Annotated in this window: 22 protein-coding genes; all 22 read right to left on the bottom strand. The window is 38.5% G+C overall.

Annotated features, from left to right (window positions below; translation table 11 throughout):
* Positions 1 to 62: 62 nt before the first annotated feature.
* The 22 genes from ACQKII_RS09370 to ACQKII_RS09265 all read right to left on the bottom strand — a co-directional run bounded on the left by ACQKII_RS09370 (position 63) and on the right by ACQKII_RS09265 (position 20,073).
* Complete coding sequence (locus ACQKII_RS09370; protein WP_427458551.1) at positions 63 to 320, bottom strand: HPr family phosphocarrier protein; 258 nt, start codon at positions 318 to 320, stop codon at positions 63 to 65.
* Between the two features lie 113 nt (positions 321 to 433).
* Positions 434 to 1,381 (bottom strand): DNA-binding protein WhiA, encoded by a 948-nt coding sequence (whiA, locus tag ACQKII_RS09365; RefSeq protein WP_427458549.1) that lies wholly within the window; start codon positions 1,379 to 1,381, stop codon positions 434 to 436.
* A 79-nt stretch (positions 1,382 to 1,460) separates the two neighbouring features.
* On the bottom strand, positions 1,461 to 2,444 hold the full coding sequence (locus ACQKII_RS09360; protein ID WP_427458547.1) for a gluconeogenesis factor YvcK family protein: 984 nt from the start codon (positions 2,442 to 2,444) through the stop codon (positions 1,461 to 1,463).
* 4 nt (positions 2,445 to 2,448) lie between these two features.
* A complete protein-coding gene (gene rapZ, locus ACQKII_RS09355) occupies positions 2,449 to 3,342 on the bottom strand; it encodes an RNase adapter RapZ (protein WP_427458545.1) in 894 nt (297 codons plus the stop codon).
* 9 nt (positions 3,343 to 3,351) lie between these two features.
* The gene (locus ACQKII_RS09350; protein WP_427458543.1) at positions 3,352 to 3,819 is read right to left on the bottom strand and encodes an NUDIX domain-containing protein; all 468 of its coding nucleotides are present in this window, start codon (positions 3,817 to 3,819) and stop codon (positions 3,352 to 3,354) included.
* A 483-nt stretch (positions 3,820 to 4,302) separates the two neighbouring features.
* Complete coding sequence (gene trxB, locus ACQKII_RS09345; RefSeq protein ID WP_427458541.1) at positions 4,303 to 5,247, bottom strand: thioredoxin-disulfide reductase; 945 nt, start codon at positions 5,245 to 5,247, stop codon at positions 4,303 to 4,305.
* Positions 5,248 to 5,483: 236 nt separating this feature from the next.
* Positions 5,484 to 7,007, bottom strand: a complete 1,524-nt coding sequence (locus ACQKII_RS09340) for a tetratricopeptide repeat protein (RefSeq protein ID WP_427458539.1) — start codon at positions 7,005 to 7,007, stop codon at positions 5,484 to 5,486.
* 90 nt (positions 7,008 to 7,097) lie between these two features.
* On the bottom strand, positions 7,098 to 7,715 hold the full coding sequence (gene hisIE / locus ACQKII_RS09335; RefSeq protein ID WP_427458537.1) for a bifunctional phosphoribosyl-AMP cyclohydrolase/phosphoribosyl-ATP diphosphatase HisIE: 618 nt from the start codon (positions 7,713 to 7,715) through the stop codon (positions 7,098 to 7,100).
* Entirely contained in the window at positions 7,712 to 8,473 is a 762-nt protein-coding gene (gene hisF / locus ACQKII_RS09330; RefSeq protein WP_427458535.1) for an imidazole glycerol phosphate synthase subunit HisF, read from the bottom strand. Before hisF ends, hisIE begins: the two co-directional genes overlap by 4 nt.
* A complete protein-coding gene (gene hisH, locus ACQKII_RS09325; protein WP_427458533.1) occupies positions 8,467 to 9,099 on the bottom strand; it encodes an imidazole glycerol phosphate synthase subunit HisH in 633 nt (210 codons plus the stop codon). The genes hisF and hisH overlap by 7 nt, the downstream gene beginning before the upstream one ends.
* A complete protein-coding gene (gene hisB / locus ACQKII_RS09320) occupies positions 9,096 to 9,695 on the bottom strand; it encodes an imidazoleglycerol-phosphate dehydratase HisB (protein ID WP_427458531.1) in 600 nt (199 codons plus the stop codon). Before hisB ends, hisH begins: the two co-directional genes overlap by 4 nt.
* Before the next feature lie 4 nt (positions 9,696 to 9,699).
* The gene (gene hisD / locus ACQKII_RS09315) at positions 9,700 to 10,974 is read right to left on the bottom strand and encodes a histidinol dehydrogenase (RefSeq protein WP_427458529.1); all 1,275 of its coding nucleotides are present in this window, start codon (positions 10,972 to 10,974) and stop codon (positions 9,700 to 9,702) included.
* A gap of 14 nt (positions 10,975 to 10,988) precedes the next feature.
* Positions 10,989 to 11,612, bottom strand: a complete 624-nt coding sequence (gene hisG, locus ACQKII_RS09310; RefSeq protein ID WP_427458527.1) for an ATP phosphoribosyltransferase — start codon at positions 11,610 to 11,612, stop codon at positions 10,989 to 10,991.
* On the bottom strand, positions 11,605 to 12,777 hold the full coding sequence (locus tag ACQKII_RS09305; protein ID WP_427458525.1) for an ATP phosphoribosyltransferase regulatory subunit: 1,173 nt from the start codon (positions 12,775 to 12,777) through the stop codon (positions 11,605 to 11,607). Before ACQKII_RS09305 ends, hisG begins: the two co-directional genes overlap by 8 nt.
* Before the next feature lie 272 nt (positions 12,778 to 13,049).
* Positions 13,050 to 13,592 (bottom strand): acyltransferase, encoded by a 543-nt coding sequence (locus ACQKII_RS09300; protein ID WP_427458523.1) that lies wholly within the window; start codon positions 13,590 to 13,592, stop codon positions 13,050 to 13,052.
* A gap of 4 nt (positions 13,593 to 13,596) precedes the next feature.
* Positions 13,597 to 14,238 carry a pyrophosphatase PpaX gene (gene ppaX / locus ACQKII_RS09295; protein ID WP_427458521.1) on the bottom strand — a complete coding sequence of 214 codons (642 nt, stop codon included), beginning with the start codon at positions 14,236 to 14,238 and terminating at the stop codon, positions 13,597 to 13,599.
* A 12-nt stretch (positions 14,239 to 14,250) separates the two neighbouring features.
* Complete coding sequence (gene lgt, locus ACQKII_RS09290; RefSeq protein WP_427458519.1) at positions 14,251 to 15,072, bottom strand: prolipoprotein diacylglyceryl transferase; 822 nt, start codon at positions 15,070 to 15,072, stop codon at positions 14,251 to 14,253.
* Between the two features lie 58 nt (positions 15,073 to 15,130).
* Positions 15,131 to 16,066: an HPr(Ser) kinase/phosphatase gene (gene hprK, locus ACQKII_RS09285; RefSeq protein ID WP_143996093.1), complete on the bottom strand. Its 936-nt coding sequence runs from the start codon at positions 16,064 to 16,066 to the stop codon at positions 15,131 to 15,133.
* Positions 16,067 to 16,283: 217 nt separating this feature from the next.
* A complete protein-coding gene (gene cccB, locus ACQKII_RS09280; protein ID WP_427458517.1) occupies positions 16,284 to 16,607 on the bottom strand; it encodes a cytochrome c551 in 324 nt (107 codons plus the stop codon).
* A 52-nt stretch (positions 16,608 to 16,659) separates the two neighbouring features.
* On the bottom strand, positions 16,660 to 17,508 hold the full coding sequence (locus ACQKII_RS09275; RefSeq protein WP_427458515.1) for a YitT family protein: 849 nt from the start codon (positions 17,506 to 17,508) through the stop codon (positions 16,660 to 16,662).
* Positions 17,509 to 17,731: 223 nt separating this feature from the next.
* Positions 17,732 to 18,961 (bottom strand): EAL and HDOD domain-containing protein, encoded by a 1,230-nt coding sequence (locus tag ACQKII_RS09270; protein ID WP_427458513.1) that lies wholly within the window; start codon positions 18,959 to 18,961, stop codon positions 17,732 to 17,734.
* A 464-nt stretch (positions 18,962 to 19,425) separates the two neighbouring features.
* On the bottom strand, positions 19,426 to 20,073 hold the full coding sequence (locus tag ACQKII_RS09265) for a VTT domain-containing protein (RefSeq protein WP_427458742.1): 648 nt from the start codon (positions 20,071 to 20,073) through the stop codon (positions 19,426 to 19,428).
* Between the last annotated feature and the right edge of the window lie 36 nt (positions 20,074 to 20,109).

Raw genomic sequence — 20,109 nt, 5'->3', positions numbered from 1 at the left:
ACTCAGGGGATTTTTTTGATTAGGCGTATTCAACTGAAAGATTCAAACACGCCATTTTTACTTTAATCTTCTTTTTCAATAAGTGAAGCTAATGATGTAACCGCTTGCTCCGAATCACTACCTTCACTACTTAAAACAACCTCTGTGCCTTTTGCTATGGCTAAACTCATGACACCCATAATAGATTTGGCATTTACCTTTTTCTGATCTTTTTCAAGAAAAATATCAGCGCTAAAGCGATTTGCTTCTTGTACAAATAGCGCTGCTTGTCTCGCTTGTAGTCCTAATTTTAACTTTACTTGGACTGTTCTCTCAGTCATTCGCAATACTCCCCTTCACTACCGTTCATCTTATTAGTTTTATCTTACCTCACTTAATAGGAAAAGAACAATAAGCTTATGCACATCACTTTCATACCTTTTTTATATGAAAGTTAACCGCCTATTTTTTCACCTCGTCTTAATGCATCTGCGATTTCATCAATTTTTCGTAGTCGATGATTAACACCTGACTTACTAACGGTGCCGCTTGATACCATCTCGCCGAGTTCTTTTAATGTCACATCTTGATATTCCACACGTAGGCGTGCAATTTCTCTAAGCTTTTCTGGCAACTGATCTAAACCAATTGCGTTTTCAATAAAACGAATATTCTCTACCTGCCGTAATGCTGCGCCTATTGTTTTATTCAAATTAGCGGTTTCACAGTTCACAATACGATTGACACTATTCCGCATGTCACGCAAGATACGAACGTCTTCGAATTTCATCATCGCTTGATGTGCACCAACAATATTTAGAAAATCAGAAATTTTTTCAGCTTCTTTTAAGTAGGTGACAAAGCCTTTTTTCCGCTCAATTGTTTTCGCATTTAACTCAAATTCATTCATCAAATCCATTAACGCCTCACCATGCTCTTTATACAAAGAATAAATTTCTAAGTGATAGGCTGACGTTTCTGGATTGTTTACCGAGCCACCTGCTAAAAAAGCGCCTCGTAAATAAGCTCTTTTTTGACCGCTCTTTTTAATAAGCTCTCTAGAAATCGTATGATTGAATTGAAAATCGTCTGAAATAATCGCCAAATCAATTAATAGCTCACGCGCACCATCTCGTACACGGCAAATATAAACGTTATTTTTCTTCAAACGCATTTTCTTCCTGACAAGAAGCTCCACATTATAAGGATATAATTTCTTCATAATCGTATAAAGCCTTCTTGCGATGGCAGCATTTTCAGTTTGCACATCTAAGCTAAGCTGTTTGTTAGCAAAGGATAATGAACCGTTCATTCGAATTAAGGCAGATACTTCCGCTTTCATACAATGATCGTCCGCTTCTACTTGCGTTAATTCTTTTTTTGTTTCAGAAGCAAAAGACATGTCACGCCCCCCCTTTCAACCTTTATTTCTATGTATATGTTCATCTTACCATATACAACAAGCATTCTTTATGATTCTATTAGAGGTTCACTTCTTTACGTTTATAGATATTTGCATAATCTACAAGCCATTCTGCAAAATTTGCAGCATTATGACGAACCGTTCCATCTGGTCGAATTGTTGCGATATCTCGTTTAATAACCTCTAACCCCATACTTTCAAGCTTCGCAACATCAAATGTTACTGGCTCCGCACATTCTTCCTTATAAAGTTCTTTGACAGGATAAGGTAGTTTTTCGTCATTTACTAAAATAGAATCGATAAAGGAATCCCCAACATGTTTATAAATAGCTTGAACATGATCGCCTGCTGTATAAGTAATCGTTTCACCTTTTTGCGTCATTAGATTACATACATAAATTTTACGCCCTTTCGCCTTTACAACAGCTTCTCCAATTTCCTTCACAAGCAGATTTGGAATAATACTTGTATATAAGCTTCCAGGACCTATTAAAATATAGTCTGCACGATTTATAGCACGAATTGCTTCTGGTAATGGTTGCACATTCTCTGGTACTAAAAAAACGCGATTAATGCGCTTTTTTGCTGATGGAATTTTAGATTCACCCTCAATAATTGAGCCGTCCTCTAGCTCTGCATGTAGGGAAATTTTCTTATTAGCAGCTGGAATTACACGACCATGCACCTTTAGCACCTTACCCATCTCACTAATTGCATGATTAAAATCTCCAGTTATATCTGTCAAAGCTGTTAACATTAAATTCCCTAAGGAATGCCCACTTAAGTCCTCTGATGCTGAAAAACGGTATTGAAACATTTGCTCTACAAGTGGCTCCACATCTGATAATGCAGCAATCACATTGCGTACATCACCAGGTGGGGGGATATCATAATCATCTCGTAAACGCCCAGAAGAGCCTCCATCATCTGCTACTGTGACAATAGCAGTGATATCAAACGGATGGTGCTTTAAACCACGGAGCAACGTAGAAAGCCCCGTTCCACCACCTATAACAACAAGCCTGGTTTGCTTTTTTCCCATTCACTCAATCCTTTCTTCGATTGATGTCACGGTGCGTAATAACAATATTTTCATTTTTGGTTAAATATTCACCAAAATATTCTGCTAACGTCACCGAGCGATGCTGTCCTCCTGTACAACCAAAAGCAATAACTAGTTGCGATTTACCCTCTTGTTTATAAAGCGGGATCATAAATTCAAACAAATCTGTTAGTTTTTGAATGAGTATTTGTGTATCCTCTAACGCAAGTACATAGGAAGAAACTTCTGTTTGCAGACCTGTTTTAGGACGTAATTCCTCTACATAATAAGGATTTTTTAAAAAGCGCACATCGAAAACTAAATCTGCATCAATTGGCATACCGTGCTTAAATCCAAAGGACATAATATTTACAGAAAAAATATTATCTGCATCACTTGCAAATTCTTTAACGATTTTTTCTCGTAATTGTCTAGGTTTCATATTCGATGTATTATAAACAAATTTAGCACGACCTTTTACTTCCGACAATAATTCCCGTTCTAGTTTTATGCCGTCTAATGGTAAGCCTGTTACCGCTAATGGATGCGCCCGTCTCGTTTCTTTATAACGTCTAACTAGCGTCTCGTCATTCGCATCTAAAAATAAAATCCGCACAACAATATCGCTTGCTTTTAGTATATGGTCAAGTGCGCCTATAAGCGAATCAAAAAAGTCGCCGCCACGCATATCCATGACAGCTGCAATACGTGTAATATTTTTACCTGAATCTTTTAGCAAGGTTAAAAAAGTTGTAAGTAATGCCGGTGGTAAATTATCAATACAGTAATACCCTAAATCCTCAAAGCTTTGAATAGCTACTGTTTTTCCAGCTCCAGACATTCCTGTAATAATGACCAATTCATGTGTACATTGTTGACTTTCAACCACCACTGTCATGCAGCTCCTTTATTGTTCTAATGATATTTGTATTTTCTCATGAAGCAACTCAAAATCTGACGTATATTCAAACGTACCATACTGAATACCTGATTGTGAAACAGCAAATTGTAAATTTGTTCGATCACCTTCAGCCATTGGCAGATACGTCAAATCCTCGACTGGGTGCCATGCAAGCTTACCTTCTCTCGTTTCTTCAAATGGTACACCTTCAATATCTTTAGCAACAAAGGTGTAAAGCATCCATTCGTCAACCATAACGTTATTATCTTTTATGACCATTGTATAAACACCCTTCAAATGTACATGTAATGGCGTAGCATTTGTTTCTTCTTGAAACTCACGTACAGCGGCTTCATATATCGACTCACCGCTTTCCATTTTCCCGCCTGGTGCTACATACCAGCCACGTCTAGGCTTTTGAAGTAATAATACTTGGCCGTCTTTTACGGCAATTAAGTTCGCAATTCTTTGCATAGGCACACCTCTAATCTCTTTGCATTCTACCTCTTATTATAGCAAGACCTGTCAGCGTTTGTCCTGATTTCACATCTATGTGCATCTTTCACTAGTAGATGCTGCTCGCGGCTGTTCACCGCTGACGTTTATCGCCTTCATGAGAACATAATATTGTTTGCTATTACTTTACTTTTTCATGGGTAATACGCAACACAAAACCTAGAACATTACGGAATGACACAATGCTTGGGTTTAATGAGAAAATAGCGCCTTTCGCTGCAGCGCATGTAAAGCACACACAATGCGTCCACATACGGATACCTAGACATCAAAAAATAGGTTGCCACCACCTAATTTAGGTGGAAACAACCTACTAAACAAAATAAAAGGGGGATTGCTAATTACACTTTTTATAATACACCTTTTATATGTCATTCAAGTTACAACAATATTAAAACCGTATTAAAAATTGTGTTTTTTTCCCGTATTACAGGGATTTAACTAAGCGTTAATTCTTTCTAGTAACTCTTCTACATAATGCTGTACTGCTTGTGCTGCAATACTACCATCACCAGTAGCAGTTACAATTTGGCGAAGCGATTTTTCTCGTACATCACCCGCTGCGAAAATTCCTGGTACAGTTGTTTCCATATTGTCGTTTGTCACAATATAACCTGCATCGTTTAAAATCCCTAGTGTTTCAAAAGGTTTTGTTAATGGTAGCATACCAATGTAAACAAATACGCCATCTGCAACAAATTCAGACTCAGTACCCTCAATCGTTGATTGCAATGTCACACTTCCTACTTTACCTTCAGCCTCATTAATCTCTTTGACAGTTGCATTCCAAATGAAATCAATTTTTTCGTTAGCAAAGGCACGATCCTGTAGAATTTTTTGGGCACGTAGTTTATCACGACGGTGTACAATCGTAACCTTATCTGCAAAACGTGTTAAATAAACACCTTCTTCAACTGCCGAATCTCCGCCACCTACAACAACAAGATTTTTCTGTTTGAAGAACGCCCCATCACATACTGCACAATAACTAACGCCACGACCACCAAGTTCTTTTTCACCTGGAACGCCCATTTTTTTATATTCTGCACCTGTAGAAAGAATAATGGCACGTGTTTTATATTCTTTAGCACCCGATTTAATTGTCTTGTATTCTTCACCGTTGATGATTTCTGTTACATCACCGTAAGCATACTCAGCACCAAACTTCTTCGCATGCTCGAACATTTTTGTCGAGAGCTCAGGGCCTAGAATTGTATCAAAACCGGGATAGTTTTCTACTTCTTCCGTATTTGCCATTTGACCACCTGGAATACCACGTTCAATCATTAACGTCGAAAGATTCGCACGTGACGTATATACTGCAGCAGTCATCCCTGCCGGACCTGCACCAATAATTACAACATCATAAATTTTTTCTTCTGACATAAATACTTCCCCCTAAACTTTTAATGCTTTTTCATTCCGTACAAACAGGTGCTACGACTTCCACTTTGAAATGAAGTATAAGTCGTACATCAAGCACCCATAAATACTCGATTGGTTCAACGAATAATCAGTAAAGATAAAGAAAAACCCCACCGATTAAAGCTTCACTTTAAAATAACGTTAGCATGTTCATCGTATGTGAAAGTATAAAGTTATTCAACTTTGTTGCTCACAGTCTAATTATGACTATTTGGTAAAAACATCAAAATTTCATCAATATATTTCGATAATGTTGACACAGATATCCCATATTGTTCAGCAATTTCTTTTTTTGTCACCTTTAACATGCGAGATGAACGGAATAAATAATCATTAGCTCCAGCAATCGCCACTGGGTTTGTAAAGCGATAGTTTTGCGTAAGTGCTTGTTCACATAGGACAAACCACATTTGGAACATCGGAGTGACAACCGTATTTAGCTTCCCATACTGTTCAAGCAGAATCTCTGGTACCTTTACTGCCCGTAAAAAGCTTGCCTCCACTTTGTTTTTCTCATCAAATTGATGGCCTAGTGCATAGGCTAAAAACAGTTTTTCAAAGGCATTGTACTGCTCAACATCAATCCATTTTGGATGAGCTATAATTTCCTGTTTATGCACTGTACAGCTTAATAAAAATAGGCCAAAGATTCGGTCGCTTGTATAACTACTTTCGAGTTTTTCCACGACAAAATCACGATCATGTTCTAACGCATCGAGCTCATAGGTATTTTCATGTTGACGCCAAGGTTCAAAGCCTTCTTTTTCTGGATCTTGTACAAGTAATTGTGCCCAAGCACTTTTGGAAATATCTTCATGCCCTGAGAAATAAGCCGCATGTGATAACCAAAAATAAAATCCAGCATCACCCAAATAACCACGTTTTTGCATACTACGTAGCCATTTAAAGGCTAAGTCATATTGTCCGATAAGCGCTAACGTTGCCCCTAGTTTATAACGATGCTCCCAGGCGTATGGCTGAATTTTTACAAGTACATCCAAAAGTGCCTTTAATTCCTCATCATTTTTTTCATAGTACGCTATCACTGTTAAATTACATAATGCATGTAAATTACCTTTATTTTCTCGCAATACATTATTCAATAGTGCTTTTGCCTGTTCAGGCTCACCAACATAAAAATAAGCCAATGCTAAATTGTTATAAGCCGACCAAAATTCAGGACTATCTTCAATCAAATCTTCCAAAATGCTTATAGCTTCAGGAAAATCGCCCTTCTCCATACAACGTCTGGCCTGTTCTTGACGATATAAATCCTCACCAGAACCTTCCTGCTCTTCATAATCATCCTGCTCAAAAGCGACAAAATCCAATATCTCAGCCGCTTCATCTGCATATGCACCCTCTGGCTCCATTTGTAAATATTGCTCTGCAAATCGTTTCGCATCCTGAATCATTCCGATGCACCCAGACACCTCTGCCATATAAAAAATAATCTCTGGCTCAACTGGGTCTAATTGATAGGCACGACGAAGTAGATCATACGCTTCTTCAAAACGTTGACCATCCAGCTCTACAATCGCTAACTGCAATAAAATCATCGGATCATCTGGGCTTAGATCCGCAGCACGCTGTAGATATTTATATGCTTTATTCATTTGCCCACTATTCATCGCTTGAATTGATTTTTTATAATAATAGTCGCCTGTTGGAATGAACGATACGACATTCGTTTGACTCTCTTTTTGACGTTTCTTTTCCAAAATATTTCCTCCGAAACAAGAAATAAGGAACGCATCACACGTTCCTTTTTACAGTAACTTTCATTATACCATACTATAAGCGATATGCTGTTATTTCTCCTCGTGACGTTTTTCTAACACATGTAATACGTCAAAAATACTTACCTTCTGCTCTTGTAATAATACCAATAAATGATAAATTAAATCTGCAGCTTCCCACTTAACTTCCTCTGTATCACGGTTTTTTGCACCGATGACAACTTCTGTAGCTTCTTCACCAACTTTTTTACAAATCTTATCGATACCTTTATCGAATAAATATGTAGTATATGCACCTTCTGGCATTTCTTGCTCACGTTTTTCAATAATTTTTACAAGTTCAGGAATAATGCCGACTGAGCCAACCTTTGTATTTTCTTGAAGAACTTCTGTAAAACAAGAAGTCGTTCCGTTATGACATGCAGGGCCAGCAGGCAGCACTTCAATGACTAATGCATCCCCGTCGCAATCTGCTTTAATGGATACTACCTTTTGTGTATGACCACTTGTAGCACCTTTATGCCAAAGTTCTTGACGAGAACGTGAGTAGAACCAAGTTTCGCCAGATTCAATTGTTTTTTCCAATGATTCTTTATTCATATATGCTACAGTTAATACTTCTTTTGTATTAGCATCTTGAACGACTGCTGTAACAAGGCCTTTATCGTCAAATTTAATGTTGTCAATCATCTTACTGCCACTCCTTTTTCACGTAAGTACTCTTTTACTTGCGCTACACTCGTTTCTTTATAGTGGAAGATGGACGCCGCAAGTGCTGCATCTGCATCAACATCTTCAGTTAATACTGCGTAAAAATGTTCGGCATTCCCTGCTCCGCCACTAGCAATCACAGGAACTGTCACGGCCTCACGTACCGCTTTTGTTAAGGCTAAGTCAAAACCAGACTTCTCTCCGTCTTGATTCATACTTGTTAATAAAATCTCGCCAGCACCTAAACGAACAGCTTCTTTTGCCCATTTTGTTACTTGCCAAGCTGTTTTGTTGCGGCCTCCATGTGTATAGACCATCCATGTGCCATCTTCTTCACTATAGCGCGCATCAATTGCTACAACAATACATTGTGCTCCGAAGAAATCAGAACCTTCTTTAATAAGCTCCGGGCGTTCTAAAGCAGAGGTATTGACGGATACTTTATCTGCTCCTGCACGCAAAATACGTTTCATATCGTCTAACGTACGAATACCACCACCGACCGTAAAGGGAATTGCAAGTGTCGCTGCTGTTTGGCGCACCACATCTACCATTGTTTCACGACCTTCATGTGATGCTGAAATATCAAGGAACACAAGCTCATCTGCACCTTGTGCATCATAAAACTTTGCAAGCTCTACAGGGTCCCCTGCATCACGTAATGACACAAACTGCACACCTTTTACAACACGGCCTTCTTTAACATCCAAACACGGAATAATACGCTTTGTTAGCACGCCGCCACCCCTTTTAACCACTGTTCTAATAAGTGCACACCAAGTTCTCCTGATTTTTCAGGATGGAACTGCATGCCCGTAATGGAGCCATTCGTGACAATGCCTGGTACCTGGATACCATGATAATCCGCATAGGCAACAAGCTCATTAGCATCCATGCCCGTTGCATAAAAAGAATGTACAAAATAGACATGTTTTGCCTGCGCTTCATCCTTTAACCAAGCTGGGCGGTTAGTCACAACTAGCTCATTCCAGCCCATATGTGGTACACGGTATAGCTTCCCCTCATGCACTCCGCTAAAACGTTGAATACTCCCCGTAAAGAAACCTAAACCCTTCGTCGGCGAAACTTCATCACTGTCATCGAATAGCAGTTGCATACCTAAGCAAATGCCAAGCAAAGGGCGTTTTTCTGCTTTCACTTTTTGTAAATAACTATCTAACTTTGTGTCAGCCAGTCGCTTCATTGCATCAGGAAACGCACCAACACCTGGTAATAAAAGCGCATCTGTAGCATCAAGCTCCTTTACATCTGCTGTAACTATAACATCACATCCAAGACGCTTTAGTGCTTGTTGGACACTGAATAAGTTGCCCATTCCATAATCAATTACACCAATTTTCACGTTAACAGCCCCTTTGTTGACGGTACGCCTTTGACGCGTGGATCAATCTCTACTGCCGCATCAATAGCACGTGCTAATGCTTTGAAAATTGCTTCGATAATGTGATGTGTATTAGAGCCATAAGGCACAATGACATGGACATTCATACGTGCTTCTAGCGCAAACTTCCATAAAAACTCATGCACTAACTCTGTATCAAATGTGCCTACCTTCTCTTTTAGTTCTGGTACGCGGTATTCTAAATGTGGACGATTTGAACAATCCACAACAACTTGTGCAAGGGCATCATCCATCGGTACAAAAGCGCTACCATAACGTTTAATTCCCTTTTTATCCCCTAGGGCTTCACGAATCGCTTGTCCTAATACAATCCCAAGATCTTCTGTCGTATGATGATCGTCAATATATGTATCACCATTGGCTTGAATCGTGCCGTCAAAAAGACCATGCTTAATAAATAAATCAAGCATATGATCCATAAAGCCAACACCTGTTTTAATGTCTGCTTTTCCTTCACCGTCTAAATTAATAGCCACAGAAATTTGCGTTTCATTTGTCTTACGTTCAACCTTTGCATACCGTTTTTTTTCTGTCATCGTGCTACTCCTTTTCCCATCCACGTGATTCTACTGCACGCGCATGGCCCTCTAAGCCTTCCATACGTGCTAAGCGTGCAATTTTCGGTGCATTTTCTGCCCATGTTTTTTCACTATAATAAACGATGCTTGATTTTTTTACGAAATCGTCGACATTTAAGCCACTTGCAAAGCGTGCTGTACTATTAGTTGGTAGTACGTGGTTTGTGCCAGCAAAATAATCCCCCACCGGCTCTGAACTATAACGCCCGATGAAAATACCTCCCGCATGACTGATTTGCTCTGCCACAGCTTCAGCATTCTTCGTGACAACTTCGAGATGTTCAGGCGCCAAGGAGTTAATAGCATCAATAGCATCTGCCATCGTTTCTGCAATATAAATCGCACCAAAGTTTTCAACAGATGCACGCGCTACTTCCTCACGCGGCAATGAGGCTAATTGCTTTTCCACTTCCATTGCGACCTTTTGTGCAAACTCTTCAGAAGTTGTGACTAAAATTGAACAAGCCAGTTTATCATGTTCCGCCTGCGATAAAAGATCCGCTGCTACTTCATCTGCAAAGGCTGTTTCGTCTGCAAGTACAGCAATTTCACTTGGTCCTGCAATCATATCAATCGCTACTTCACCAAATACTTCTCGTTTAGCAAGTGCTACAAAAATATTGCCTGGGCCAGTTATCTTGTCGACTGCCGCAATGGTTTCTGTGCCGTATGCAAGTGCCGCAATTGCCTGTGCACCACCGACTTTGTATACTTCCTCCACACCAAGAATATGCGCAGCTGCAAGCACCCCTACTGGTAAATGTCCATCTCGTCCTGCGGGTGATGTAATCACAATACGCTTTACACCTGCAACTTGTGCAGGAATAACATTCATTAAGACCGACGAAGGATAGGCTGCAGTACCTCCTGGGACGTAGAGACCCACTGCATCAAGTGCCGTTATACGCTGTCCAAGCCAAGAGCCATTCGCTAAGTCTAAACGGTAGCCTGTACGTGTTTGTTGCTCGTGATATTGGCGAATATTATTGGCCGCTTCTTTCAAATCAGCATATAGTTGCTCATCAAGCGCATTTGCACCCGCTTCAATTTCATCTTTTGTGACACGTAACTCGTCAGGTACGAAGCCATCCCATTTTTCTGTATAGGTACGTACAGCTGCATCACCTTGTGCCCGCACATCTGCTAATACCTGACGTACAACCTTTAGCTGTTCTTCATTTCCACCCTCAAGTGGACGTTTTAAAGAAATTCCTTTTGCCAGTTTGGTAATCTTCATTCACAAAGCCCCCTTTAATTGACGCATTGTTTTAAGCGTTTCACTAGGTCGATAATTCGATCGCCCTTCATGCGGTAGCTTACTGGATTGGCGATTAAACGAGATGAAACGTCTGTAATATATTCATACTCGACTAAGCCATTCTCTTTGAGCGTACGTCCTGTTGATACAATATCCACAATGCGATCAGCTAAACCAATCATCGGTGCCAATTCAATGGAGCCATTTAATTCAATAATTTCGACTTGCTCACCGATTCCCTTATAATATTTCATCGCAATATTTGGATACTTCGTAGCAATTCTTGGTGCAATTTCGTTCATCGTTGTATTGGGTAAGCCTGCGGATGCGATATAACATGCACTAATTTTCAAATCCAGTAATTCATGCACCTCTCGCTGTTGCTCCAGTAAGACGTCTTTTCCTGCAATGCCAATATCAGCTACGCCATGCTCCACATAGACAGGAACATCCATTGGTTTTGCTAAAATAAAACGAATTTTCTCTTCAGGAATTTCAATCATTAGTTTCCGTGACATCTCTACTTCTTCAGGTAAATTAAAACCTGCTTCAATAAGCATTTGGTATGCTTCTTCAAATATACGTCCTTTCGGCATTGCAATTATTAATTCATTCACCGTCATTCACCCCCTGCCCAACAACGACCACTTTTGTAAATTGCTCTTGAAAGGCAGCTTCATCGACTAAACTACTTCTCAATTGTAAAGTTGTCTGCTTACCAGCCACTCGTAAGGCTTGTACCATTTCAAGAGCTGCTTCAAAGTCTTCTTCCTCAAACAACACAACAATAGCTTCTTCCTTTTCCACTGTTTGTCCTGCTAACGTTTCTAGTAAGCGGTCCACCCGTATACTAAATCCTGTCGCACCTACTTTTGAGCCAAACACTTCAAGTAAACCGTCATAGCGACCGCCATTTCCAAGCGGAAAGCCACTGCCAGATGCAAATACTTCAAATAACATTCCTGTGTAATAACTCATATGGCTTGAAAGCGTAAAATCAAACGCTACATTATCAGCCAAATTCGCTACCTCGAGTAATTTTGCTAACTGTTGCATATATTCAAGTGCGTCATTTTTACGCACATACTTTTCAATATCTTTTATTTCATTTACATTCATTGCTTCTTCAATAAATTGCAACAATGCATCAGATTTAGTTTTTGGTAAATCAAATGATTCCACGGCTTCCTCAAATCCTACGTAGTTACGTTGCACAAGCAATGTGCGTAAAGTATCTTCTTGCTCAATGCTTTCTGTATAGTCCTGCAAAATGCAATGTAGTACACCTGCATGTCCAATTGTTACTTTGAATTCTTCTAATCCAAACTGCTTTAATAGCTCCATTGCCGTAACAATGACCTCAGCATCTGCAAATACTGAATTATCGCCAATTAGCTCAATACCCATTTGCTCAAATTCTGCTGGTCGGCCGCCTTCTGTTTCCTGTGCACGAAATACACTAGCAAAATATGCTAAGCGTAGTGGAATCATTTCTTTTAATAATTTTGAGGTAGCTACTCGAGCAATTGGTGTGGTCATATCCGGACGTAATACTAATGTGTTGCCTTGGCTGTCTACTAGCTTAAATAAATGCGCATCAGAAATTGCAGATGCTTTACCAACCGTATCAAAATATTCTACCGTTGGCGTTTTAATAAATTCATAGCCCCTTGAGCGTAAAAAATTTCGCCCTGTATGTCTTACAGCTTCTACCTTTTCGTAAATTTGCGGAAAGGTATCACGCATACCAAGTGGCTTTTCAAACATTTTAATCGATGACATTTTGACACTTCCTCACGCTTCACTTTAATTCACTAGAGTGTTAGAGAATTAGATTATGAAAGAATTTTAACGCATTCTATCTAATCAGTCAATGTAATTCCTATATGAATTCTCAAATAATTTCAACACTGATTATTCTGTTAATTATACACTTATTTATTTAAAGTGGAACTTTAATAAGTGGCTTTTCTAAGGCGTAGAACGTACACGCGCAAACGTTGTTACATGAAAAGAAAAAACTCACGATGCTTGACTTAGCATTGTGAGTTTTTTTACTTTTTAGGCGTACTCCATTCCACAGCTTCATGGCGTTTACGCTCCGCCATCTGTTCTGCTGTAAAAATAATTTGCATAGGATTACCGCCTGCTAGACAGCCAGCTGGTACGTCCTTATGTACAAGGGTTGCAGCTGAAACAATTGCTCCATCACCGATCGTTACACCTGGTAATATGGTTGAATTGGCACCAACCATGACTTCATTGCCAATATGCACATCCCCTAAACGATATTCCTCAATTAAATATTCATGTGCCAGTATAGTTGTATTAAAGCCTATAACTGTATTATTTCCGACATGAATACGCTCAGGGTACATTGTGTCTGGCATAACCATTAAAGCTAAAGATGTTTTATCACCAATTTCCATTTTTAAAAAAGTGCGATAGAGCCAGTTTTTCACACGCAAAGATGGTGTGAAGCGCCCAATTTGAATGACAATGAAACACTTCATCACCTTCCAAAAGGACACCGTATCATAAATATTCCATAGCGAGTTTGCTCCTTCGACACGGTAACGTTCTGTTTTACGGGCCATCAACTTACCCCTCTTTCACGATGTCAAGTAAATCCGGCATACCTTGCAACAGATATTCAGGATTAAATTGCTGTAAATATTCTGCACCTCTTATCGACCAAGCGACACCAGCGGCTCTTACACCCGCATTGTGTGCTGCCTCAATGTCATGACAATTATCACCAATCATAATGGCTTCTTCTTTCGTTAACCCAAGGCGTTCAAGAGCTAACAATACAGGTTCAGGGTCGGGCTTCACATTCTTTACATCATCGGTCCCAATACGTACCTCAAATAAATGAGATGCACCTAGTATCGAAAGTCCACGGTCAATCATTTCATTACGCTTTGTTGAGACAATCGCTAATTTAATGCCCATCGACTTTAATTGCTCTAAAGTTGACACAACATCTGGATATTCAGTCACAAGCTCATCGTGATGCAGCATATTCCAAGTCCGATAATTTGCAATCATTTCATCTTCTTCGCCCGGTGTTATGTCACTAAATGTCTGTTTTAATGACGGTCCAATGAATTTCAGGCAATCTTTTGGCGAATATTGCCCAGGAAATCTTTCTTCTAAAATATGCATAAATGTTTGAATGATTAACTCATTCGTATTGAGTAGTGTGCCATCAAAATCAAAAAGCAATGCCTTTATAGTCATGTGTTGCACCCCTTATTTATTGTCCAAGTATTTAACAGTAGGTTTTACCTTCCAACGTCGATATATTATCGCACCCAGACCAACTACGATGCCAATAATTGAGACAACCTGTGCCGAACGTAGATCTCCCACTAAATAGAGACTATCTGTGCGTAAACCTTCGATATAGAATCGACCAATTGAATACCAAATTAAATAACTAAAGAAAATTTCCCCACGATTTAAATTCACTTTACGCAATGCCAATAAGATTAATAAACCGATAAAATTCCATAAAGATTCATATAAAAAAGTCGGATGAACATATGTGCCTAATTCCTCAATGTACATTTGATTGATAATCCAATCAGGTAGCATCAGATTTTCTAGGAATCCACGTGTCACTGGACCACCGAACGCCTCTTGGTTCATAAAATTTCCCCAGCGCCCAATAATTTGTCCAATTAAAATACTTGGTGCCGCAATATCCGCCACTCGTAAAAAGCTTACCCCTTTTATACGCGTGAATATGTAAGCTGTCGCAAACGCACCTAACAGTGCACCATGAATAGCAATACCACCATTCCAAACTTCAATAATCTTGCTTGGATTTTGTCCGTAGTAGTCCCATCGCATTGATACATAGTAAATACGCGCACATATAATTGAAATAGGAACTGCCCATAATAATAAATCTGCTAGAAAATCCTCTGGCAGACCTCGTTTTACAGCCTCTCTTTGCCCTACAAAATACGCCAAAATAATGCCCGAAACTATTAATAAACCATACCAGCGAACAGGTATAGGTCCTAAATGAAAAGCAATCGGGTTAATATTTAATAGTAATAAGTCCATCTTATGCTCCTCTCCATATCCATCACACATAGATGTTTGTACATCGCATTGTCAAAAGCTAATCGTCTAGCTCATCTGTAGAGGTAATTACTTCATCTAAACGTCTTGAAAATTCCTCCGCTGCGTTGACGCCCATTTTTTTCAGACGGTAATTCATTGCAGCTACTTCGATAATAACGGACACATTTCGTCCAGGTCTTACTGGAATTGTTAACTTTGTCAGCTCTGTATCAATTATTTTCATTTTTTCTTCTTCTAAACCTAAACGATCATAGACTTTTTCTGGATCCCAAATCTCAAGCTCAATTATTAATGTAATACGCTTATAAGGTCGCACTGCACTTGCGCCAAAGAGGGTCATAATATCAATAATGCCAATACCTCTGATTTCAAGTAAATGTTCTAAAAGTGGCGGTGGACTACCTATTAAAAGGTTTTCTGATTCTTGGCGAATTTCCACGCAATCATCTGCTACTAATCGATGCCCTTTTTTCACTAGTTCGAGTGCTGTTTCACTTTTCCCAACACCACTTTTTCCGATAATCAGCACACCGATACCATACACATCGACTAAGACACCGTGCGCCGCAGTCATGGGTGCCAATCGACCCTCTAAATAATTCGTCAGTCTGCTCGAAAATTTCGTTGTTGTCATATGCGTTTTAAAAACTGGTACATGCTTTTCATTCGAGGCTTGTATTAGCTCCTCAGGCACCTCTAAGTCACGTGAGATAATTATTGCTGGTGTATCCTGAGAGCACAGCAAACGCATACGTTCAAGTTTAACATTTGCTGGTAACATTTCGAAAAAGGAAAGCTCCGTTTTACCAAGCAGTTGCACTCGGTTTGCTGGGTAGTGCGTAAAGTATCCCGCCATCTCAAGGCCCGGTCTTGAAATATCACTCGTCGCAATCGTTCTACCGATTCCTTCCTCGCCGCCCAATAGCTCTAACTTAAATTTCTCCATTACGTCCCTTGTTAATACTACGACCAATGTTGTTAGCCTCCATTCAAACCAATTGAATATTGTCTTATTTTAGCATGTCTATGTATAAAAGAAATGATTTTGCTCTTGTTAATAAGTGAAAATCTATGGAAATACCGCTCACATTGTTCAAATTAGCACTGTTATTCTCCAAGTAATACATGGTCATTTCTGTCTAAAACAAAAAACTAGCGGCTCTACAGCTCCGCTAGTTTTTACTTTATTACTATTTTTGTGACGCTAACCATTTTGCTACAGCTTCAGCATCTGCACCTTTAACAAGACCACCAGGCATGTTACCGCGACCGTTATTAATAATATCTAAAAGTTCTTCTTCAGATAAACGAGAACCTACATCATTTAGAGCAGGTGCATTTCCTTGACCTTGTAGTTCTCCGCCATGGCAGGAAATACATGATTTCATTGCAATTGCTTCACCATCTGGAGCTGTTGTACCTTCGTTGTTATTTGTTGCAGTTTTATCTCCGCCTCCACATGCAGCTAAGAAAATTGCCGAACCGAACACTAATGTTAACATTGCTTTTTTCATTAGTACCCCTCCTCATTGTAAATAAATATCTTACCCCGATAGTATACCAAATTTATGCACGTTTGAAACCTTCTCCTAATACCTCATAAGCATCAGAAACGATGACAAACGCTGATGGGTCAACGTTTTTTATGAGTTGTTTCAGCTTTGTGAATTCTGTTTGATAGACAACTACCATCAGTACTGGTCGTGCTTCCCCTGTATAACCACCAATGGCGGGTAATTTTGTTACACCACGATCAATTTCGGCATATATGGCATCACGAACTTCATCCTGTTTCATCGTAATAATATAAACCATTTTAGATTGACTAAAGCCGAGTTGAATAATATCAATCGTTTTTGTTGTCACATACAGTCCGATGAGGGCATATAAACCTTTCTCTAAGTCAAAAACAACTGCTGCACTAATAGCGATAACACCATCAATCAACAGTACACTGGTACCAAGCGTTAAGCCGGTATATTTTGTAATAATCTGCGCTAGTAAATCAGTGCCACCAGTTGAAGCATTCCCCTTAAAGACAAGTCCTATCCCTACGCCGACAATAATTCCCCCAAAAAGTGCACCTAGTAAAGGATTGTTTGTCCATGGGTCCCAGTTATTCGTTAACAATACGATAAATGGTAATATCACCGTACCGACAAAGGATTTCACACCAAACTTTTTTCCCAGTAACACAACACCAGCTAAAAATAACGGAATATTAAACGCATATTGTACAAGTCCCGGTTTCCAGCCAAATAAACCATGCAAAATGGTACTTATTCCACTAACACCACCAGAAGCCACTTGATTTGGTAATAAAAATACATTAAAGCCTATTGCCACAATTGCAGCACCAACAATAACATAAACATATTCCAAAATACTTGCTCTTACATCCTGTGTTTGATTCATTTCCCCACGCCCGCTTCAACTATCTGAATTTTTCTAAAGACGAGATGATTATAGCAAATAGTTTTCACGTTGAGAACTTCATCTTGATGAAGAGATGGTAAGCAATTAATAGATTTAGCAATTTGTCAAGGCATTATCCATTTATAAGAATTTTAAAGTCATGAACAAAAAAATAAGCTACCTTAAGTAATAGGTAACTTATTCTGTATAGATTCGTGCAATTTTAAAATGATGTTTCTGCCCATTCCATTGCTTCAATATATAAAAGCTCAATATTTGTCATATCAATTTCTAGTTGTGATGATAATTCTTCTAAGCGATCCCAATCCAATTTACCTAATGCAATGCTAAATTCTAGATAGGGTGTCATCTCTGTTTGACCACCTAAAAGCGTTTCTGTAATCCCTTCCGATAAAGGTAATTGCTGTAAAATAACATTCATTGGTCTTTGTAATAAAGCATCAATTAATGAAAACATCCCAATCAGGAAGTATTCAGAGAAATTTAGCTTATAGGAGCGCTTTGCCAGTTTTTCACAAACCTTTGCTCTGAAAAGTGATGTACGCATTATTTCCTTAAAGAGATCTGAATCCGCATTGACATCAATTTCACGCATAGCCAGTAAATAAATCCATTTGCGCAGATTTGCTGAACCGAGCAATAAGATTGCTTGTTTAATAGAGCGTACTTTAGATTTGGAGCGTCTTTTAGAATTATTAATCATTTGCAATAATTTATACGTTAACGAAATATCACGTTCAATATTTTCAGCCAACAAATCAAAGTTTGGTTCCTCTTCTTTTAATAATGAAATAATATGAAAATACTGTATAGCATTCCCTGGTATATCAGTTGCTTTAATAATTTGGGGTTGTTCAAAAAAATAACCCTGAAATAATTCGTAGCCAGAATGCTTTGCAACTTCAAACTGGTTCCTTGTTTCAACTTTTTCGGCAAGCAGTTTTATATGAGGAAAATGTTCCTTTACCTTATTTTCAATTTCCATACGCTTGAGTAAAGGTGACAATATGAAATCTACTTTTATAAAATCGATATGGACAAAAAGCTCATCATAAATTTGTACATCATCATCTAAAATAAAATCATCTAAAGCAATTTTAAATCCGTGTGATTTCAACTCAATCACACGCTCCACTAATTTCGGTGTAAGTGGAACATCCTCTAAAATCTCAATAACAACTTGTGAAGGATTTAAAAATTCATTTATTGAACTCATGAGTAAGTTTTCTGTAAAATTAACAAAACAGGGCTTACCTTTCGTTACTTCGTCGATACCTATTGTTAAGAATGAGTTTACTAAAACATCAACTGTTGCCGCATCGGAATCGACCATTGGAAATGAATTTATATTTTTACTTCGGTATAGTAATTCATATGCAACGACTTGTTCATGAAGGTTAAAGATTGGCTGTTTTCCGATAAATACTTCCATTTCGTTGCCCCCAATTCTCTATTTTTCTAATAATTATTATAGCACCTTTCATTACTTTACACTTATTTTTTTCAATGCTACAGTATTTTTTCCTTACGTTATAATTATTATTTACCTACATAATTGGATATTTTTACCTTTTATTGCTACAAATACGATTCGCAGGAGTCTAACGACTTTTTCACCTATATATCAGAAAATTACAAATCAGTCGTACATAGCATACTATTTCACTTGTGGATCAGCCCAAAAATTGTAATTTGAATATGAGTGCAACATGAATAAGCTCTGGTAGTGGTTCCTCTGGCTACCCTCTATAAGTCTTTTCCATTATTCAAGCGTTCTTCTGATCGACGTAGCGCGTAATACTAAGTTAGAAGACCTACAAGGACGTGTAACCTATATAAGATAAGCTATTTAACAAATAGAAGGTGCCTCAGAATCATCACTTCTGAGACACCTTGTTATTTTGTACTAAATTTTGATTTCATAGCACCGATAACTGCCGGTACAACAGAAATAAAAATAATTAAAATAAGTACTACTGAGAAATTGTCTTTAATAATTGGAATATTACCAAAGAAATAACCAAGTAATGTACAGCTGAATACCCATAGTAATGCACCTACAATATTATAAAACAAAAAATAGCTATAGTGCATTTTACTTGCACCGGCAACAAACGGAATAAACGTACGAATGAAAGGCATGAAGCGCGCAATGACAATCGTTTTTCCACCATGTGTATTAAAGAATTTCTCTGCTGCTTCCATACGTTCTTTTTTGATAATACGACCAAGGAAACTCTTTGGCGGAATAGATGTCCCTACTTTATGGCCAATATGATAGTTCATCGTATCCCCTAAAATAGCAGCTGCTAAAAATACAGGAATTAATATCCACAAATCAAACGCACCCATTGCAGCCGTCAATGTCCCACTTGCAAATAGTAATGAATCTCCAGGTAAGAATGGAAATATTACGACACCAGTTTCAACAAAAACTATGGCAAATAAAATGAGATAACTCCAATTACCAAAATCACGAATGATTTCTTCCAAATGCACATCGATATGCATAATAAAACTAATTAACTCTTGAACGAGTTCTATCATTTTTTTGTATGCTCTCTTTCAGTTAAATTTTAC

The sequence above is a fragment of the Lysinibacillus sp. NPDC048646 genome (assembly GCF_050272295.1).
In the GTDB taxonomy this organism is placed as follows: Bacteria; Bacillota; Bacilli; order Bacillales_A; family Planococcaceae; genus Lysinibacillus.
Note: the sequence above shows the minus strand (reverse complement) of the source record. Positions and strands in the feature narration are given on the sequence as shown.

Excerpts from the sequence above, each read along its gene's own strand:
- ACQKII_RS09370 (WP_427458551.1), bottom strand. The coding sequence starts at position 320 with ATGACTGAGAGAACAGTCCAAGTAAAGTTAAAATTAGGACTACAAGCG.
- whiA (WP_427458549.1), bottom strand. The coding sequence starts at position 1,381 with ATGTCTTTTGCTTCTGAAACAAAAAAAGAATTAACGCAAGTAGAAGCG.
- ACQKII_RS09360 (WP_427458547.1), bottom strand. The coding sequence starts at position 2,444 with ATGGGAAAAAAGCAAACCAGGCTTGTTGTTATAGGTGGTGGAACGGGG.
- rapZ (WP_427458545.1), bottom strand. The coding sequence starts at position 3,342 with ATGACAGTGGTGGTTGAAAGTCAACAATGTACACATGAATTGGTCATT.
- ACQKII_RS09350 (WP_427458543.1), bottom strand. The coding sequence starts at position 3,819 with ATGCAAAGAATTGCGAACTTAATTGCCGTAAAAGACGGCCAAGTATTA.
- trxB (WP_427458541.1), bottom strand. The coding sequence starts at position 5,247 with ATGTCAGAAGAAAAAATTTATGATGTTGTAATTATTGGTGCAGGTCCG.
- hisIE (WP_427458537.1), bottom strand. The coding sequence starts at position 7,715 with ATGATTGACAACATTAAATTTGACGATAAAGGCCTTGTTACAGCAGTC.
- hisB (WP_427458531.1), bottom strand. The coding sequence starts at position 9,695 with ATGACAGAAAAAAAACGGTATGCAAAGGTTGAACGTAAGACAAATGAA.
- hisD (WP_427458529.1), bottom strand. The coding sequence starts at position 10,974 with ATGAAGATTACCAAACTGGCAAAAGGAATTTCTTTAAAACGTCCACTT.
- ACQKII_RS09305 (WP_427458525.1), bottom strand. The coding sequence starts at position 12,777 with ATGTCATCGATTAAAATGTTTGAAAAGCCACTTGGTATGCGTGATACC.
- ACQKII_RS09300 (WP_427458523.1), bottom strand. The coding sequence starts at position 13,592 with ATGGCCCGTAAAACAGAACGTTACCGTGTCGAAGGAGCAAACTCGCTA.
- ppaX (WP_427458521.1), bottom strand. The coding sequence starts at position 14,238 with ATGACTATAAAGGCATTGCTTTTTGATTTTGATGGCACACTACTCAAT.
- lgt (WP_427458519.1), bottom strand. The coding sequence starts at position 15,072 with ATGGACTTATTACTATTAAATATTAACCCGATTGCTTTTCATTTAGGA.
- cccB (WP_427458517.1), bottom strand. The coding sequence starts at position 16,607 with ATGAAAAAAGCAATGTTAACATTAGTGTTCGGTTCGGCAATTTTCTTA.
- ACQKII_RS09275 (WP_427458515.1), bottom strand. The coding sequence starts at position 17,508 with ATGAATCAAACACAGGATGTAAGAGCAAGTATTTTGGAATATGTTTAT.
- ACQKII_RS09270 (WP_427458513.1), bottom strand. The coding sequence starts at position 18,961 with ATGGAAGTATTTATCGGAAAACAGCCAATCTTTAACCTTCATGAACAA.